We start from the raw sequence: 17,055 nt of genomic DNA on the forward strand, positions 1-17,055 counted from the left end.
TTTCATTTTTTTGTCACACAATTTACACAATCAAAAAAATCATCCTATTTCAGGACGATTTTTTGTTGTTATTTTTTCTTCTTTTTGCCTCGTGGTTTAGGTGGAACCGTCGGATTCGCGAGTTCACGAAGCTTGCTGATCTCTTTGTGTGAAAGTTCACGCCAGTCGCCGGTATTGAGACCGTCGAGCGTCAAGAAACCGAACTGTTCACGCTTCAATTTGATGACCTCAGAACCGATTGCTTCGACCATGCGACGGATTTGACGATTGTGTCCTTCCGAGATGACGATCTCAAGGATGGCCGTATTCTTTTTCTGGTCGACAGACTTCATCTTCACTTTCGCACTACCCGTTTTGAATCCGTCATCGAGCTGAACACCTGACTCCAGTTGCTTGATTGCCAAGTAAGAAGGGATGTTCTTCACTTTTGCCACATAGCGCTTTTGAATCTTATATTTCGGATGCGTCATCATGTTCGAGAACTCTCCATCATTCGTCAAGATGATGAGTCCTGTCGTGTTATAGTCAAGACGTCCGACCGGGAAAACACGTGCCCCTGGTGGCACGAGATCCGTGATCACTTTACGTCCTTTATCGTCTTCTACCGTCGACACATAGCCGCTCGGTTTATAAAGCACGTAGTAGACATGCTCTTCTTGCTCGATTTTGACGCCATCGACCTCAATCTCTGACTTCGGTCCGACTTTCGTCCCGAGTTCACGTACCACTTTTCCGTTGACGCGGACGCGACCATCCAAAATCATTTCTTCCGCTTTACGACGCGAGGCGACCCCCGCTTGTGCGATTACTTTTTGCAAACGTTCCATATGATTAATCCTTCTCCAATCTCTCTTCTTGCTTCGGTGATTCCTGACCGAAGAACAAATCGCCTTCGTCTGTCAGTTCATCCTCAAATGTTAATGGTGGTAATTCCTCGAGCGAATTAAATCCAAAGTGGTCGAGGAAATGCTCTGTCGTCCGATATAACTTGGCACGACCAATTGTTTTAGCACGACCGGCTGATTCGATTAACCCTTTTGATAATAGTGTATGAATGACTCGCTCCACTTTGACACCGCGAACCTCTTCGATGTCCGCCCGCGTGACCGGCTGCTTATAGGCGATAATGACGAGCGTCTCCATCGCCGCGCGTGAAAGTGCCTGCTCCGCCATCGTCCCGACATATTTTTGAATGTAGGGAGACACGTCTGGAACGGTCACAAGTTTGTACACACCTGCCGATTCCATGAGTTGGAACGGTCGGTTCGATGTTTTAAACGAGGCTTCTAACTTACTGAGCTGTTCTCGCGCAGCAGCCTCTGAGATGTCGAGCGTCTCTGCGAGCGCTCGGACTTCCATCCCTTCGTCCCCGACGACGAATAGCAATCCTTCGATAATCGTTTCATAGGACAGCAACCGCTTCATCCCCTTTCTTTGATGATTCGATGAACGAGATTTGAATGTCTTGGTCAAGTTGTTTCGTTTCGACGACCCGTAGCTTGATCAGCTCAAGAAGCGCCATAAACGTCACGACGAGATCTGAGACGTTCGGTCGTTCTACAAAGAAGGCGAAAAACGATGTCTGTCGCGTAGAAGAAACGTGCTCATGAAGTCTCGTCATCTGTTCCTCGAGCGTTCGCTCTTCGCGTTTAATCGTCTTTTTGCGTCGTTCTTTCCAACGTTTCCGTTCAATCATTTTAGAATAGGCATGAAGAAGGTCTGAGAAGTTCAGCGGTCCGTCGTACTTCGACACTTCCTCTGACATGTAGTTCGTCAAATCTTCTCCCGGTCGTGTGTAAAGTTCAAGACGATGTTCTTCCTGTTCACGCATAAAAACGACTGCTTCTTTATATGCTTTGTATTCGATCAATTGACGAATGAGTCCCTCACGCGTCGGTTCTTCGCTAAAGTCTGGAACATCCTCATCCTCGACCTGAACAGGCGGTAACAACTGTTTGCTCTTTAACTGGAGCAACGTCGCCGCCATGACCAAGTATTCACTGGCCACGTCGAGTTCAAATTTTTGCATCGTGCGAATATAGCCGACATACTGGTCAGTGACTTCTGCCACGGAAATGTCGACGATATCAATCTCCATTTTTCCAATCAAATGGAGCAACAGGTCGAGTGGACCTTCGAACGTATCGATTTTAACGTTATAGGCTTCCATAGAGACACCTGCCATTTTACATTTTTGCGCTTTAGTATAACATGTTTTATAACACCGTGGACACGAAAGGAGAAAAATGATTCATGACCCCTTTTATTCATTATACGTTGCTTTTTGAATGTCATGCCGATTATTTCGAATGTCATGAGGTATTAGAAGAAGCGTGGCAGGCAGACGGACGTCGTCATCACGGCTATGCGGCACTCATCCAATACGCCGTCATTCACTATCATCTACGACGAGACAATCTCATCGGCGCGAAAAAGAGCTTGCGACTCTTACGTCGAAAGATGGACATCGCTTCCCCCTATTTACATGAGCTCGGTCTGGATGTCGACTCCTTCATCGCACAGCTTGATGAATGGCCGTTACACACGAAGCTCCCCTTACAACAGGATGTTCGTGACACGGTCGAATCACTAAAACCGACATTCCCATCGACAGACCTGTCGTTCGAGGAATTGGTCCACAAGCATCTTCACCGTGACCGGAGTGAGGTCATCACGGAACGGGAGTTGGCACTATTAAAAAGGCAACGTGCAAGAAGTTGACGTCAAGATTCAAGAAGTCTCCTTTTCATGATCAATGATGATTTTTTAACTTCTTAAACGCCATCACCCAACTCTCGAGATCGCTCCGATCATGTAAATATTCAGAAGGGGTTTCAAGTAAATCCATGCCATAGATTGTTTGTAAGCAGGGCCAAACCACCTCGTCAGAAGCTGTCCAATCAAATCCATCTATATTTTCATACTGTTCCATCCACTGATATGCCCAGTCAGAGATTTCTTCTCGCGTTCGTTCTTGCCTGAGCACTTGCTCCAATCGATTGATCAGTTCATCGATTGTTACTCGATTCATGAATCCACCTCATTTAAAGGGTTTGTGATTTACTCCATGCAATATGTAAAACCCCCGTAATCACGATCGTGATTACGGGGGTTTTTGTCATCAGACGACTAATTGATTCCATTTATCCAATAAATCGCCCGTCTTGCCTGTACCGGTTAACGTCAAATCAAGTGGAAGTACGTTTCTCACCTCGTCTAGAAGCTCGTAAGAACGTTTCTCGCCACGGAATGATGGCGACAAGGCGATATGGTCGATGACCATCGTCGTTCCTTGCTGCTCCATTCCAATGATGCCGACGAAGTCTTCACCGACTTTCCACAAATAGAGGAACTTCGACTCTTCCTCGTCATACGATCGGACGAGTTCAAGCAAGCTAAGCGGAGATTTGTCACTGCATGAGAATGCGAGTAGACCCATCGCCGTCTTTTCATAAGAACGTTTATATTTGACCAGCATCGCTGGGTTCACCACCTTTAGTCATTCAAGTTTCACGATGTGAAGACGTGAGAGACATGGTTCATTGTGCCATAACCTTCAGGCAAAAATCAATTCTCGTCCCAAACCTTCACTTCTGCCATCTTCGTTCCTTGACGAAGTTTGACGGCATGTTCAAGACCAGATGTCACTTTACCGAAAACTGTATGGACACCATCCAAGTGTGGTTGTGGCTCGTGGACGATGAAGAACTGTGAAGACCCTGTGTTACGTCCTGCGTGTGCCATCGAGAGTGATCCCGCTTCGTGTTTGTGTGGGAAAGAAGTCGATGTCTCACATGGAATCGTATAACCAGCACCACCCATTCCAGTACCATCCGGGCAACCGCCTTGGCTGACGAATCCAGGAATGACACGGTGGAATGTTAATCCGTTGTAGAACCCGCTGTTCGCAAGTTTTTCGAAGTTTTCGACCGTGATCGGTGCCTCGTTGTGGAATAAATCAAATTCAATCATTTCGCCATTTTCAAGTTTCATAGAACCTTTTTTCATGTTTCAAGCAACCCCTTTATTTGAATATGTATCCTGCTGTTTTACACTCACATTACCCATCTTATCAAAAAAACACGTCTGTCTCCACTTTTTTTGTGGAAACAGACGTTCTGCCTTATTGGATGACAGCGTGAACGAGTGGTCGAGCTTCTGGTTTCGTCGCACCGATTGTATACGCGTGATCTAAACGTTCGACAGCCGAAGACATGTCTTCCATGTTCGAGCGGAGTACGGCAATCACATCGCCCGCCTCGACACGGTCGCCAACTTTCTTCTCGAGCGTGATGCCTGCCGCGAAGTCGATCTTGTCTTCTTTCGTCGCACGACCTGCTCCGAGAAGCATCGCTGCGACACCGACTTCGTCTGCGATGATCGACTCGACATAACCCGCTTCTTTTGCGACGAATGTCGTCTCGTATGAAGCTTGTGGTAATTTTGTCACGTCATCGACGAGCGACGCGTCCCCACCTTGTGCTTCGACGAACTTACGGAACACCTCGAGGGCGTGACCGTCAGCAATTCGTTTTTCAAGGTCTGCATATGCTTCGTCAAACGTTGGATAGAAATCACCGAGGACAGCCATATGACCTGCAATCGTGAGCGCGATTGTTTTCAAGTCTTCTACTTCCTTACCTGAAAGGACTTCAATAGCTTCTTTCACTTCGTTCGCGTTCCCGATTTCAAAGCCGAGCGGTTGGTCCATGTCGGTGATGACAGCGACCGTCTTACGACCGACGTTCTTCCCGATTGCGACCATCTCTTCTGCGAGTGCTTTCGCATCATCGAACGACTTCATGAACGCACCAGAACCCGTCTTGACGTCGAGGACGATACTGTCAGCTCCTGCTGCGATCTTTTTCGACATGATTGAACTCGCGATGAGTGGAATCGACTCAACGGTAGCCGTCACATCACGTAGCGCATAAAGACGTTTGTCAGCTGGCGTCAAGTTCCCCGTCTGACCGATAATCGACATCTTAATGTCGTTTACTTGTTTCGTGAATTGTTCTTCCGTCAATTCGACGTTAAAACCTGGGAACGATTCGAGTTTATCAATCGTACCACCCGTATGACCCAGACCACGGCCACTCATTTTCGCGACCGGGATCCCGATTGACGCGACGAGTGGTGCGACGATCAAGCTGATCTTGTCACCGACTCCGCCCGTTGAGTGCTTATCGACTTTCTTCCCTTCGATGTTCGAAAGATCGATCGTATCGCCCGACTTCACCATTTCCATCGTCAAGGCTGCCGTCTCGTTTTCAGTCATCCCGTTAAAATAGATGGCCATCGACAATGCCGACATCTGATAGTCAGGAATCGTTTCGTTCGTGAATCCTTCGACGACGAAGCGAATCTCCTCTTCGTTCAATTCTCCACCGTTACGTTTTTTCAAAATCAAATCGACCATACGCATAACTGTCGTCCTCCTAGAAATAAGTTACTTACATGCTTTTAATCGTGCCGCGCACGAGTGAAAGGAAGTCTTGACGGACACGTTCCGTCGTCTCGATGACTTCTTCATGGTTAAGTGGTTGATCTAAAATCCCTGCCGCCATGTTCGAGACACACGAAATCCCGAGAACGCGCATATCCGAGTGACGCGCGACGATGACTTCTGGTACCGTCGACATCCCGACGACGTCACCACCGAGAAGACGTGCCATTTTCACTTCTGCTGGTGTCTCGTATGTTGGGCCTGTGTTCCCGAAGTAAACCCCTTTTTGGACAGTGAGTCCGAGGTCAGAAGCGACGCGTTCTGTCAATTTCACGAATTCTTTATCGTACGCTTCTGACATATCTGGGAAGCGAGTCCCGAATTCACTCGCATTCTTCCCGATAAGTGGGCTTGTCCCGAAGAAGTTGATGTGATCCGTGATGATCATCAAATCACCTGGGTTGAATGACTCGTTACACGCGCCTGCCGCGTTCGTGACGATGAGTGTCTCGACACCGATCAATTTGAGGACACGAACAGGGAACGTCACCTGTTCCATCGAGTATCCTTCATAGAAGTGGAACCGTCCCTGCATCGCGACGACGCGTTTTCCTTCAAGTTCCCCGAACACGAGTTGTCCTGCATGTCCTTCGACGGTCGAAACTGGGAAGTGTGGAATCTCCTCATAAGGGATTGCAACCGGATTCTCAATTTCGTCCGCGAGGACCCCAAGACCTGACCCGAGAATAAGTCCGATTTCTGGTGTATCGCCCATACGCTCCTGCAAAAACGCTTTTGTTTCGTTCCAATTTACCATGAATATTGCCTCCTCAAATTTCGTTTAAGAAACTCTTTCCGTTTGATGGTGCCGCAACGTCAAAGTTGTCAGCTACTGTCGCACCGATATCTGCGAACGTACCTCGAATACCTAGATCAACTGCTTTCGCTCCAGTGTGATGCACGATGAGCGGTACATATTCACGCGTGTGGTCTGTACCAGCATGTACTGGGTCATTCCCGTGGTCTGCCGTGATGATGAGTAAGTCGTCTTCACGGAGACGCTCCATCACTTCAGGTAGACGGGCATCATATTCTTCAAGCGCGACGGCGTAGCCTTCCGGATCACGACGATGACCGAACAATGCGTCAAAGTCGACCAAGTTTAAGAAGCAAAGCCCTTCGAAATCTTCTTCGAGTGATTCGACCAACTTGTCCATCCCGTCCATATTCGATTTCGTACGGACCGCTTTCGTTACACCTTCACCGTCGTAGATATCACTGATTTTCCCGAGAGCGATGACATCTTTCCCAGCCTCTTCGAGCGTATTCATGACTGTCTTACCGAAAGGTTTGAGTGCGTAGTCATGACGATTTGCCGTACGTACCCATGCACCAGGTGTGCCGATGAACGGACGGGCGATAATACGACCGAGCATATACGGGTCTTCACGTGTAATCTCACGCGCGTATTCACAAATCCGGTACAACTCGTCGATTGGCACAATCTCTTCGTGCGCGGCGATCTGTAGAACCGAGTCTGCTGATGTATAAACGATGAGCGCACCTGTCTCGACATGTTCTTTACCGAGCTCATCTAAGATGGCTGTACCTGATGCCGGCTTGTTTCCGATGACTTTACGGCCACTGAACTCTTCTAGACGATGAATCAAATCGTCCGGGAATTCTTCAAAAACACGGAACGGCGTCTCGATATGAAGACCCATGATTTCCCAATGACCTGTCATCGTATCTTTACCTGCCGAGATTTCTTCCATACGACCATATGCACTTGGCGTCTCCGACACGTCGATTCCTTGAATCGGTTTAATGTTCGCGAGTCCGAGTTTTCCCATATTCGGCATGTTCAATCCGTTATGTTCACGAGCGATATGTCCGAGCGTATCGGCCCCTTTGTCACCAAACTGTTCAGCATCCGGTGCTTCACCGATACCGACCGAGTCCATGACCACTAAAAAAATACGTTTAAACTTCTTCACAAAAAATTCCTCCTTTTCAATGTCTAGGCACGAGGGTGATGCTTGCGATACACATCATGTAGCCGCGACTTATTGACGTGTGTATACACTTGCGTCGTCGCTAAATCCGCATGACCGAGCATTTGTTGAATGGCACGTAAGTCAGCGCCGTTCTCGAGCAAGTGTGTCGCAAAGGAATGACGGAGAACGTGAGGTGTGATCTCCTTATCAATTCCTGCAAGCTTGGCACGTCGTTTGATCATCTTCCAAAATCCTTGACGACTGAGCCGTCCACCTCTGCCGTTTAAAAAGAGCGCTTCGGTCTCTCTGCCGCCGAGTCCGTTTCGAGCTTGTTGAATATATCGCTCAACAAACCCTTGCGCGACCGACGAAACCGGAATGATTCGAGCGCGCTCGCCTTTCCCTTCACATTGTAGATACCCCAATTCGAACTGCAAATCATCCAAATCAAGACCTAAAAGTTCACTGACCCGCATTCCGGTCCCGTAAAGCAACTCGAGCATCGCACGGTCCCGAAGTGAGAGGGGGTCGGATGTCGGGACGCTATCTAAGAGACGCTCGACTTCCGCTTGTGACCAAGTATCCGGAAGGTTTTTCTCTGCTTTCGGCGTCTCTAGATAAAGAGACGGATCTGTCGTCGTGACCCCGGTCATTTTTAGATGATGATGGAACATGCGGATTGAACTGACAGCCCGTCTCAAAGAAGACGAAGCACGCCCCGCCTGTGACAGCTCTTCGATATGCTTAACGATATGAGAACGTGTCACGTCGTTCCAATCCTCCACCCCCAACTGGGTCAAAGTCGATGCGTATTGCGTCAAGTCGCTCGCATACGCTTGTCTCGTGTTAGCGGACATCCGCTTTTCAACCGTCATGTACTGAAGAAATGACTCGATATGCGAACGCATCATACCCTCCTCCTTCCACATTTCGCCTGAATACGCTTACAGCATATCACTTATGTAAACCGTTGTGAAGATGTCTGACCTCATTTTTTATTCACTTTTTTGTGACAAGATTAAGTGAGCCTTTTCTTTAAAAGAACATTAGAAAAAACCATCCTTATAGAAAGAATGGTTTAAAGTAATCGTTATCCGTTAATTACTGCTTTATGACCTTCGAGCGTGACGCCTTTTGCTTGGCACACTTTACAGATGCCGTGAAACGTCAAGCGATGGTCTTTAATCAAAAATTCATATTTGCTCTCGACTTTTTTCTCAACATCGACGAGCAAGTCTTCCATGATTTCCTCAACCGATCCGCATTCGACACAGACGAGATGGTGGTGCGAATGATTCGCCCCTTCAGGACGCAAATCAAAGCGTGCAACCCCGTCACCGAAGTTGACTTTATCGACAACACCGAGTTCAGTCAATAACTCAAGTGTGCGATACACCGTTGCGAGTCCGATTTCTGGTGCGATGCTCTTGACGAGCATAAAGACGTTCTCGGCACTCAAATGGTCACTCTCATTCTCAAGTAAGATGCGAACCGTTGATTCACGTTGCGGTGTCAATTTATATCCTTTGGCGCTCAATTGCTGTTTAATTCGTTCAATTCGCGTTTCCATAAGGCGCCCCCTCTTTACATAGTTCACTACACAAAGCATACCGAAGTTTTAATCAATTTTCAATTTAAAATCATTACTATGTAAGTTTACCATATAAAATTTCAGATTAGAATTATTTTAATCTAGACAATTGCCACCATTGTATCGCCATGATTGTCTTCGCATCGGTGATGACACCTCTGTCTAACAAATCAACCGCCTCTTCAAAAGAATATCGTTTCACGTTTAAAAACTCATCCTCGTCAAGATTCATTTCACCCGCTGATAATCCTTTCGCGACAAACACATCGACTCGTTCACTGCAAAAACCTGGGGCTCCGTAGAAAGAGAAAATCTTTTCGAGCGACTCCGCCGTATATCCGGTCTCTTCAGCTAACTCACGTTCGGCACTCGATACCGGTTCTTCCCCTTTTTCAAGTTTGCCTGCTGGGATTTCAAGCGACATCGATTCAAACGCTTTTCGATACTGCTCTACCATGACAATTTTGTCCGATTCATCGATGACGAGCACGGCAACAGCACCATTGTGATAGACGAGTTCTCGCACAGACGTGTTTCCATTCGGAAGGGAGACGACATGCTTTTCCACATCGAAAATCTTACCTTCGTAGATGACTTCCCGCTCAATCGTTTTTTCTTCCATATGATTACTCCTCACTTTTCGATATACTCTGATTATGAGTCAAACCAACATTTCGAACAAGGAGGAATCCATATGAGTGAACTCGGACTCGGAACGATGACGATTTTGAAACATGGGGAGATTGAGGCGAAGAAGATCCTGGAGATGGCCATTCAATCAGGGATTCGTCATATTGATACAGCAGATGTCTATGCACGACAAGCTGTCGAGCGCGTAATCGGGGAAACGTTAGGTCAGGAACGAAAACAACTCTTTTTAGCGAGTAAAGGTGGAAACGAACTGACTGAAGACGGGATGCGTTGGAATCCTAATCCGTCGTACTTAGAGGAAGCGTTACACGGATCGCTCGAACGATTACAAACCGATTATCTTGATTTATATTATATTCACGGCGGTACGCTCGAGGACGACCTCGATGCAACGATTGAATGGGCGCAAAAACAGAAGCGTGATGGTCTCATCCGACAAATCGGACTCTCATCGATTCGACCGAACGTCATCAAACATTGGGGCGCTTCCGGAGCTCTCGATGTGCTCATGACGCCGTATTCCCTTCTTGATCGACGACCAGAGACGCTTGAATTGTCGATTCCGATCGTAGGTCGTGGTGTTCTTGCCAAAGGATTACTAACGGATGAATGGGAGACACGACTCGGGGATAAAGGATTTGAGGCATGGCGAAAAGAGGAACTTGCCAGTGAATTGGCGATGATGCCTAATCCGATTCAGGCGTATGCACTCGAAGCCGCTAAGCGTTTCTGTGACATCGTCTTACCGGGCGCCTCTTCAGTGAAGCAATTGAACGAGACAATTCGCGCGTTCGAGACTGAAATCGATGAAGATGCGCTTGACCGCCTACTCGCCCGTCTGCCGATTCATCCTTATACAAAACACGTGACCTGAACTGTTTCAGGTCACGTGTTTTTCATTGCGCGCTTTAATCTGTTCGATTGCCCAGTCTGCCCATCCGGCATAGTTTTCCATCATCCGAATCGCATATTCACTCGTCAATAAATAGCCGAGCGTATCTTCATCTGATTGATGTTCTTCTTGAAACATCCGAATTTGTTGGGCAACTTGTTCGTGATGGGCTTTTGTCTCTTCGATATATCGGACCGCTTCTTCGACCGGAAGCAATTGAAGCAAACTGACTCGCAATAGGTTCTCATCTTTCATTTTTGGTTGAAACGTTGTCGGTTGACGCAGCCAGTTGATCAACTCCTCACGTCCTTGATCCGTGATCGAGTAGATTTTCTTATCTGGCAACTCCTGTTGCGAAATATGCTCCGCTGAGACAAGGTCATCTTCTTCCATCTTTAACAGTTCCCGATAAATCTGTGTATGGTGTGCGTTCCAAAAATGAATCATCTGCGCCTTGAACGTTGCGTTCAGGGCATACCCGGTCGCAGGCTGATGGGTCAATAACCCGAGCAATGCGTGACGTAACGCCATATCCATCACCTTTTCCTTATCATGCTATTTTTATAAGTGTATCACATTCTTCTATGGATTCGAGAATGCCAATCTGTTGACGACTCGTTTAAAACCCGACAAAATAGATAGAAGAAAGGAGAGTTGTCTATGCAACCGATTCATTCATCACAACAATTTGACGAAACCACAAAAGATCATGGAATGGTAGTCTTCACCACGTCATGGTGCCCGGACTGCAAACGTCTCGACATGTATGTCGACGAGCTCGTCAAAGACTATCCACAGTTTAACTGGCATGTCGTCGACCGCGACGAACTACCAGAATTATCTGATGCTCAAGAAGTTCGCGGCATCCCTTCACTTCTCTATTATAAAGACGGGGTAAAACAAGAACACCTCCACTCGGCAAACGCCAAGACGGAGATGCAAATTCGTTCATTCCTCGATACGATTCAAGCATAACCTGATTCCTGCAGACCTATCGGCTGCAGGATTTTTTTGTACACGCTTATGTCATCCTCGTCTATACTGTAAGAAATAACCAAACAGGAAAGGAGAATGATCATGACTCGAACTCGCCTTTTTACCGCACTTTGTTTCACAATCTTCATGTTAGTCGGCTGTACACAATCATCCACCTCATCAGCTATACCACCGGATGATGAGAAAGTCATCATAAATCATGCAATTGAATATCTAAACAATATGGATTGGCTACCAACCGACGAAGATGGCAAACAGGCCACGATTCAATCCATCACAGTCGACAATCGTTTTGAATTAATTGATTCACGCTTTGAAGGGTCAAGGGCCTGGCTCGTCACGTTTCCTTCTGATTCACAGCGCACGGTCGAGACTCCACAAGTGCTCGTTGAATCAGAATCGAATGAAGTGATTGGCTATTTGCCGAGCGAATGAAGATTTAGACATCCGACTACTTGTAGTGCCGAACATATCGCGAGTCAATGAAACGCTTCACGTAATACGGAAGTCGTCCATGCCACGTGAACTGTCCAAATGTCAGCAAGGCACGACCTGGTGTCGTCAATAGTATATTCATCGATTGACGTCTTCGAAATGGTTGACTCGTCTCACCGAGTAACCGCTTGGCAACAAAGCGCCCCGATTTGACAGCATCGACGCCTCCATTTAAGCAGGATGCCATATCTCCTGTTATATATATATTTGTAAACTGATGATGACGTAAATATTCATCCGTGTCTATAAAATTGTCAGGTTTTGCAAGCCCGGATTCAGCCCACCATTCAACCGGGACGACGCCAGTCGCATCTAACAAGAATCCTTCTGATGCGTCATCTTGAAGCTGTCGTTTTACGACCATGATGCCTGACTTCACTAAAAGACGTTCGATTTGTTTTTGGGTGTGAGCCGGCGCCTCTGGCAAGATCCGTTTTGCATAGAGCGTCACATTTTTCGTCCGAGCGCATGTAAACGCCAATTCTACCCCGGCTTTGCCTCCTCCAGCGATTGTCACTTCCGAACTCGAATCAATGCGCTCTAGGAGAGCTTGCGTCATCGGTTTGAGAGGTGTCCCAATCCCTCTGCTTTTTGCACCCGTCGCCAGCACTAGTTGATCGTAGTGAATCGCCCCTTTTTCCGTTTGTACGGTCTGCTGATGAGGGTCAATCGAGATAACCCGTTCTGCGACCGGTTCAAGTCGAGGCAATTTGACTGTCGCGGAGTTCATGAATCCAGCAATCACTTGTGGGAAGGCACCTGTATACACCGTCTGTCGCCCTCCAATATAGCGAACATCATAATGTTCACGAATCTCATCAAGACGGTCCAAAATTTCAAGCTGTCCGTGACCGAGTCCTGCCAACACCAATACTGGTTTCATCGCAAAATTCTCCGCGCCTCGATGAATCGTTGCGTGATCGTCATCACTTCAAGTACTAAAAAGATAAGCGCAATCACACCGACCCAGTTTGGGAAGAGAATCATCAACGTGAACAAGATGAAGCATTCCGTTCGTTCAATAATTCCAGGCTGATAATAAAATGTCTTCTCTGATCGCCTTGAACTACTTGCACCAACAGCTAAAAATAGCGTCATCGCAATGACAAATGATCCAATCAATATGAGAAAGATTGGCATGTATTCCGGATAGCGAAGTGCGAGGGCAATCACGACCGATAATTCGACGAACCGGTCTAAGACGAGGTCGAGCACCGTTCCAAAACCAGTCGTTTTGGATTTTCGTGCCATCGTTCCATCCAAGACATCAAACAAACCAGATAGCCACAATAAGATAACGGCCGTCCAGTGCATGTCATTATAAATAAAGATTCCTGTCGAAACCCCTATGATTCCGCCTAAAATGGTTACTTCATTCGGTGTAAAGTTCCATTTGAGCAGTCGATTTGCCCCCCGTTCAATGACAGGTTGGACGTAACGACTCCCGTACGTATCAAGCATGGTATTCCTCCTTTCGTTTGATTCGATATGTCATTCCGATTTGAAACCATTCATGCGTCGGTAACATGACCGACCTCCCATCCTCGAAATGATATTCTCCAAAGCACTGACCGAACCGATAAATTTTCTTCATCAATTGCACCGGTTCACCAATCGCTTCGGATATTTCCACCTCGGACAATGGTCGAAGTTTGCCATCGAGCATGACAAAGTCTCCGAATCCAGGTGCGGAGTCATATAACTCCTCTGCGGTCCCTGTCTGCGTCACCTTGCCAGCTTCAAGCAGTGTCACTCGATCTGCCATGAGCATCGCCTCTTCTCGGTCATGGGTGACCAATACTGCCGTGAGGCCGAGCTCTTTGACTAAGTCACGGATGAAACGTTGCAAATCAAGTTTTAGCTTCGGGTCAAGGTTTGTGAACGGTTCATCCAACAACAGAAGTTCCGGTTCTGCTGCTAGAGCCCGGGCAAGGCTAACACGTTGCTGTTCGCCACCCGATAGTTCGTGTATTTCAGCATCGTACCGGTCAGTGAGGCGAACGACTTGTAACCAATGTTCTGCTTGTTTACGTGAACGCCCACGTGTCGCGAGTGTGACGTTCTCCCCTACCGTCAGATGTGGAAACAACAATGCAGTCTGCGATAGCATCGTCACGCGACGTTTATGGGCAGGAATGTTGTGTAAGGATCGATGATTCCACCACACATCACCTCCATCAGCCGTCTCGAGACCTGCGATGATTCGGAGAATTGTTGATTTCCCTGAGCCGCTCACCCCGACGATTGCATGAATGTCATGAGGTGCGACTTTAAAATCAACACCGTCCAGTATTTGTCTTGATCCAAATTGTTTACGTAAATCGTGTACATTCAAACTCATTGCAAACGTCCTTTCAGCATACGCACCATCCATCGATTCCATCCGGAAAGCAAGAAATAGATGACTACGGGGAATAAAATGAGCATCCATGTGTTCGAGAGCGCGAGACTCCTATTGTTTCCCGCATAAGATTGATACAATTCTGTCGTCACCGTCGGGATCAATCCTGCACCGATCAGCTGAATGAGTGCGAATTGACTGAGTAAAATGACGGTCGTGAATAACGCGATGGTCCGCATCATTCTCGAGAAGAGCGGATATAGCACATAGACGACTCGTCGACTCATCGGCAATAGTCGTGCCTGTTCTAAAAGTGGACGACCGATGACCGCCATTCCGTTATAAGCGAGACGGATTGAATATGGAATCGTCACGACGAGCAAGGCAAGTATGACTCCGACATACGTCCCGATTAGCCCAACTTCCGCTAAAATCAGGTAAAGCCCAAACAGTGTGGCAAGCATCGGAATGAACAACGGTAAAAACACAAGCCATTCTATGACACTTTTCCATCTCGATTCTGTCCATAAGAGCCACCAGGCAAATGTCGTCGCGAGCCACACATTGATTCCGGATAGAATAATGGTTAATCCAACCGTATGAACAATGGACTCAACATTCCCGATTTCCATTGACGGAGCGACTAAAAATAAACTGACGAACGGGAATAACGCAATAAGTAAGATGAATCCTTGACGAATCATCGCCTCACCCCCCGTTCAATCCGTCGACGAACAGATGCGGTCATCACGTAAGAAACGAATACACCGAATCCGACAAGACATGTCCAAATAAGGGCGACAGCATACGGTTCTGTCGCCTCCAAATAGAGTCCCGTAGAGAGTCGTTCGTAAGCGAGGACACCGATTAGTTTTGGATAGGTCACACCGAGCAGTGCCGGAACCTCATACGCAAATGAAATAAAAGCGATTAAGATCCAGGTCGAGTCGAGCAACGGTTTAATCAAGAACGGGAACTCTGCATGTTTGAATTGTGCAAAGGGAGAAAGTTGTAGCGTTTTCGCCGTTTCTACGTAACTGCGATTCAATTGTTCATACGTCCCGAGCATCATTAAAAAGACGAACGGCGTCTCCTTCCATATGTATGTCAGGATGACCGTCACATAATCTCGCTCGTTCGCCTCAATCCCCCATAAACCATTGGACCCACTAAATAATATCCAAAACAAATACGCCGCTGCGATGTGAGGAACGAACATTGGGATTTTCAAGATTGTCGATGTGAATCGCCATCTTTGTTTTACAACCGTCCGTGCAACCCACGTTCCGAAGAAGAGTGATAGGATGGTTGACACACTGACGACATAAAGCGTTGCGAACAAACTATCTCGCCACGTTTCGTCTGTCAACAGTGCGCCCCAATCCGTCCCTTGCGCCTCCATTCCTAGAAAAAGGAGGGCAGCGAGCGGCAAAAAAGATACGAGAATCGTTAACGCGACACTACTTCGCAACACGCGGCCACTCCTCGCGTACGACATCAATGATGTTCGGTCCGTAATCTGGAATCGACCGTTCGAGTAACTGTTCCGGATTCGGATACGTCACGCCGTCTCCTAGCTCTTCGAAGGCTTGTTGGTCGTTTGCGTCAAGTTTTGTCAAATCGAGTGACGTCCCATCTCCCCAATAATCAGGACCTTGTTTCACGAGCTGAGCTTCTGGCGACAACAGTTCTTGAATGAGAACGAGCGCCCCATCTGGATTTGGTGAATTGAAGGGGATCGCCAAAAAGTGCGTCGAGGCAATCGAGTGATCTAAGAGAAGTGCATGTGTCTCTTTCGGGAAAATGCCTTCCATCACTTCCGCTTCTGCTCGACGTTCATTGAAGCCCATCGTCATCCAAACTTCCCCTGATGCATAGAGTTGATCGAGTTGTTCAAGCGTCTTCGGATACGTCTGTCCTTCTTTCCATAAATTCGGGGACCATGCTTTCAAATCATCCCAGAACGACTCTTCAACGGTCGCATTATTGTTCAATTCGTCACCGTAGCGCTCATATAAAAGATGACGGACAAAAGCATTTCCAGTGAAATCTGTGACTTCAGGATACGTGAAACGACCTGGGTTGTCTTCGGTCCAGCGACGTAATTGCTCAAACGATTCTGGAGGATTGTCTACTTTCGCTGCATCGTAATGCAAGATAAACTGTACATTTCCCCAAGCGAGTTCCAAGTCATCTGTCGGTGTACCGGCATCTGATTGTTGAGCCGTTTCATTTAATAACGTGGCATTTGGGACACGCTCCATCAGTCCATCCCGAAGGAGTCCTGCTTCTTTCGCATTTCGGAAATTATCGCCGTTAATCCAGACGACGTCGATTGTTCCGACTTGTCTGTCCGCTTTTTTGTCGAGCGATAGCTGACGTACGAATTCTGCCGTATTCATCGCGACACGATTTAATTCGACATCGTAAGATTCCTCAAGCCGGGGTGCCACGTAGTCATCAATATAGCTGTTAATTCCCTCGTCCCCACCCCACATATATAAGTTGACGGTCGACCCGTTCGCTGACTCAGCCGCAGCTTCGAATGAGTCCGAAAACTCAACCGCCTCTTCATTCCCACATGCTGCAACGAAAGTGAGCATAAACGTTGCGAGCAATACTCTCCATTTCTTCATCGTTCTCCCC

General features: G+C 47.3%; 23 protein-coding genes. 4 read left to right on the top strand and 19 right to left on the bottom strand.

Translation table 11 applies throughout. The annotated features are described in order from the left end of the window. Window positions 1-68: 68 nt before the first annotated feature. Genes KNO86_RS02945 through KNO86_RS02955 form a run of 3 tightly spaced genes read right to left on the bottom strand, consistent with a single transcriptional unit; the run spans window position 69 to window position 2,170 of the window. A complete protein-coding gene (locus tag KNO86_RS02945; protein WP_074033228.1) occupies window positions 69-827 on the bottom strand; it encodes a pseudouridine synthase in 759 nt (252 codons plus the stop codon). Between the two features lie 4 nt (window positions 828-831). Continuing rightward, window positions 832-1,425: an SMC-Scp complex subunit ScpB gene (scpB, locus tag KNO86_RS02950; protein WP_074033229.1), complete on the bottom strand. Its 594-nt coding sequence runs from the start codon at window positions 1,423-1,425 to the stop codon at window positions 832-834. After that, entirely contained in the window at window positions 1,403-2,170 is a 768-nt protein-coding gene (locus KNO86_RS02955) for a segregation/condensation protein A (RefSeq protein WP_214692804.1), read from the bottom strand. Before KNO86_RS02955 ends, scpB begins: the two co-directional genes overlap by 23 nt. An 83-nt stretch (window positions 2,171-2,253) precedes the next feature. Between KNO86_RS02955 and KNO86_RS02960 the strand changes: the two genes are divergently transcribed. Then, a complete protein-coding gene (locus tag KNO86_RS02960) occupies window positions 2,254-2,721 on the top strand; it encodes a DUF309 domain-containing protein (protein WP_214692805.1) in 468 nt (155 codons plus the stop codon). 31 nt (window positions 2,722-2,752) lie between these two features. On the opposite strand, the gene KNO86_RS02965 is transcribed toward KNO86_RS02960, so the two are convergent. The 9 genes from KNO86_RS02965 to KNO86_RS03005 form a co-directional block, all read right to left on the bottom strand. Then, window positions 2,753-3,031 carry a hypothetical protein gene (locus KNO86_RS02965; RefSeq protein ID WP_214692806.1) on the bottom strand — a complete coding sequence of 93 codons (279 nt, stop codon included), beginning with the start codon at window positions 3,029-3,031 and terminating at the stop codon, window positions 2,753-2,755. A gap of 90 nt (window positions 3,032-3,121) precedes the next feature. After that, the gene (locus KNO86_RS02970) at window positions 3,122-3,478 is read right to left on the bottom strand and encodes a GCN5 family acetyltransferase (RefSeq protein ID WP_031423428.1); all 357 of its coding nucleotides are present in this window, start codon (window positions 3,476-3,478) and stop codon (window positions 3,122-3,124) included. A gap of 89 nt (window positions 3,479-3,567) precedes the next feature. After that, on the bottom strand, window positions 3,568-4,008 hold the full coding sequence (locus KNO86_RS02975) for a peptidylprolyl isomerase (protein WP_074033238.1): 441 nt from the start codon (window positions 4,006-4,008) through the stop codon (window positions 3,568-3,570). 115 nt (window positions 4,009-4,123) lie between these two features. Next, a complete protein-coding gene (locus tag KNO86_RS02980; protein ID WP_074033239.1) occupies window positions 4,124-5,425 on the bottom strand; it encodes a pyrimidine-nucleoside phosphorylase in 1,302 nt (433 codons plus the stop codon). Between the two features lie 28 nt (window positions 5,426-5,453). Further along, window positions 5,454-6,263, bottom strand: a complete 810-nt coding sequence (locus KNO86_RS02985; protein WP_214692807.1) for a purine-nucleoside phosphorylase — start codon at window positions 6,261-6,263, stop codon at window positions 5,454-5,456. Window positions 6,264-6,276: 13 nt separating this feature from the next. Continuing rightward, entirely contained in the window at window positions 6,277-7,443 is a 1,167-nt protein-coding gene (gene deoB / locus KNO86_RS02990) for a phosphopentomutase (protein WP_214692808.1), read from the bottom strand. 23 nt (window positions 7,444-7,466) lie between these two features. Then, window positions 7,467-8,351: a site-specific tyrosine recombinase XerD gene (gene xerD / locus KNO86_RS02995; RefSeq protein ID WP_214692810.1), complete on the bottom strand. Its 885-nt coding sequence runs from the start codon at window positions 8,349-8,351 to the stop codon at window positions 7,467-7,469. A gap of 182 nt (window positions 8,352-8,533) precedes the next feature. Beyond that, window positions 8,534-9,013, bottom strand: a complete 480-nt coding sequence (gene fur / locus KNO86_RS03000) for a ferric iron uptake transcriptional regulator (RefSeq protein WP_012726507.1) — start codon at window positions 9,011-9,013, stop codon at window positions 8,534-8,536. A gap of 112 nt (window positions 9,014-9,125) precedes the next feature. Beyond that, window positions 9,126-9,656, bottom strand: a complete 531-nt coding sequence (locus KNO86_RS03005) for an NUDIX hydrolase (RefSeq protein ID WP_214692812.1) — start codon at window positions 9,654-9,656, stop codon at window positions 9,126-9,128. A 72-nt stretch (window positions 9,657-9,728) separates the two neighbouring features. Between KNO86_RS03005 and KNO86_RS03010 the strand changes: the two genes are divergently transcribed. Continuing rightward, window positions 9,729-10,559 (top strand): aldo/keto reductase, encoded by an 831-nt coding sequence (locus KNO86_RS03010; protein WP_214692814.1) that lies wholly within the window; start codon window positions 9,729-9,731, stop codon window positions 10,557-10,559. Window positions 10,560-10,565: 6 nt separating this feature from the next. On the opposite strand, the gene KNO86_RS03015 is transcribed toward KNO86_RS03010, so the two are convergent. Then, window positions 10,566-11,108 (bottom strand): PadR family transcriptional regulator, encoded by a 543-nt coding sequence (locus KNO86_RS03015; protein WP_214692816.1) that lies wholly within the window; start codon window positions 11,106-11,108, stop codon window positions 10,566-10,568. 129 nt (window positions 11,109-11,237) lie between these two features. Here KNO86_RS03015 and KNO86_RS03020 point away from each other — a divergent pair, with 129 nt between their 5' ends. Together KNO86_RS03020 and KNO86_RS03025 are read left to right on the top strand one after the other, a co-directional pair. Further along, the gene (locus KNO86_RS03020; protein ID WP_214692818.1) at window positions 11,238-11,552 is read left to right on the top strand and encodes a thioredoxin family protein; all 315 of its coding nucleotides are present in this window, start codon (window positions 11,238-11,240) and stop codon (window positions 11,550-11,552) included. A gap of 102 nt (window positions 11,553-11,654) precedes the next feature. After that, on the top strand, window positions 11,655-12,008 hold the full coding sequence (locus KNO86_RS03025; RefSeq protein ID WP_214692825.1) for an outer membrane protein assembly factor BamD: 354 nt from the start codon (window positions 11,655-11,657) through the stop codon (window positions 12,006-12,008). A gap of 16 nt (window positions 12,009-12,024) precedes the next feature. Here KNO86_RS03025 and KNO86_RS03030 read toward each other — a convergent pair whose 3' ends face one another. The 6 genes from KNO86_RS03030 to KNO86_RS03055 are packed head-to-tail and all read right to left on the bottom strand — an operon-like array spanning window position 12,025 to window position 17,045. Then, window positions 12,025-12,951: an NAD(P)/FAD-dependent oxidoreductase gene (locus tag KNO86_RS03030; RefSeq protein WP_214692827.1), complete on the bottom strand. Its 927-nt coding sequence runs from the start codon at window positions 12,949-12,951 to the stop codon at window positions 12,025-12,027. Then, the gene (locus KNO86_RS03035) at window positions 12,948-13,529 is read right to left on the bottom strand and encodes a CDP-alcohol phosphatidyltransferase family protein (RefSeq protein WP_214692829.1); all 582 of its coding nucleotides are present in this window, start codon (window positions 13,527-13,529) and stop codon (window positions 12,948-12,950) included. Before KNO86_RS03035 ends, KNO86_RS03030 begins: the two co-directional genes overlap by 4 nt. Then, on the bottom strand, window positions 13,522-14,409 hold the full coding sequence (locus KNO86_RS03040) for an ABC transporter ATP-binding protein (protein ID WP_214692831.1): 888 nt from the start codon (window positions 14,407-14,409) through the stop codon (window positions 13,522-13,524). Before KNO86_RS03040 ends, KNO86_RS03035 begins: the two co-directional genes overlap by 8 nt. Next, the gene (locus KNO86_RS03045; protein WP_214692833.1) at window positions 14,406-15,113 is read right to left on the bottom strand and encodes an ABC transporter permease; all 708 of its coding nucleotides are present in this window, start codon (window positions 15,111-15,113) and stop codon (window positions 14,406-14,408) included. Before KNO86_RS03045 ends, KNO86_RS03040 begins: the two co-directional genes overlap by 4 nt. Next, window positions 15,110-15,883, bottom strand: coding sequence for an ABC transporter permease (locus KNO86_RS03050; RefSeq protein ID WP_214692835.1), 774 nt, complete (start codon window positions 15,881-15,883; stop codon window positions 15,110-15,112). The genes KNO86_RS03045 and KNO86_RS03050 overlap by 4 nt, the downstream gene beginning before the upstream one ends. Then, entirely contained in the window at window positions 15,870-17,045 is a 1,176-nt protein-coding gene (locus tag KNO86_RS03055) for an ABC transporter substrate-binding protein (protein ID WP_214692842.1), read from the bottom strand. The genes KNO86_RS03050 and KNO86_RS03055 overlap by 14 nt, the downstream gene beginning before the upstream one ends. Window positions 17,046-17,055 lie beyond the last annotated feature (10 nt).

Source organism: Exiguobacterium sp. s160 (assembly GCF_018617575.1).
Taxonomy (GTDB): Bacteria; Bacillota; Bacilli; order Exiguobacteriales; family Exiguobacteriaceae; genus Exiguobacterium; species Exiguobacterium aestuarii_A.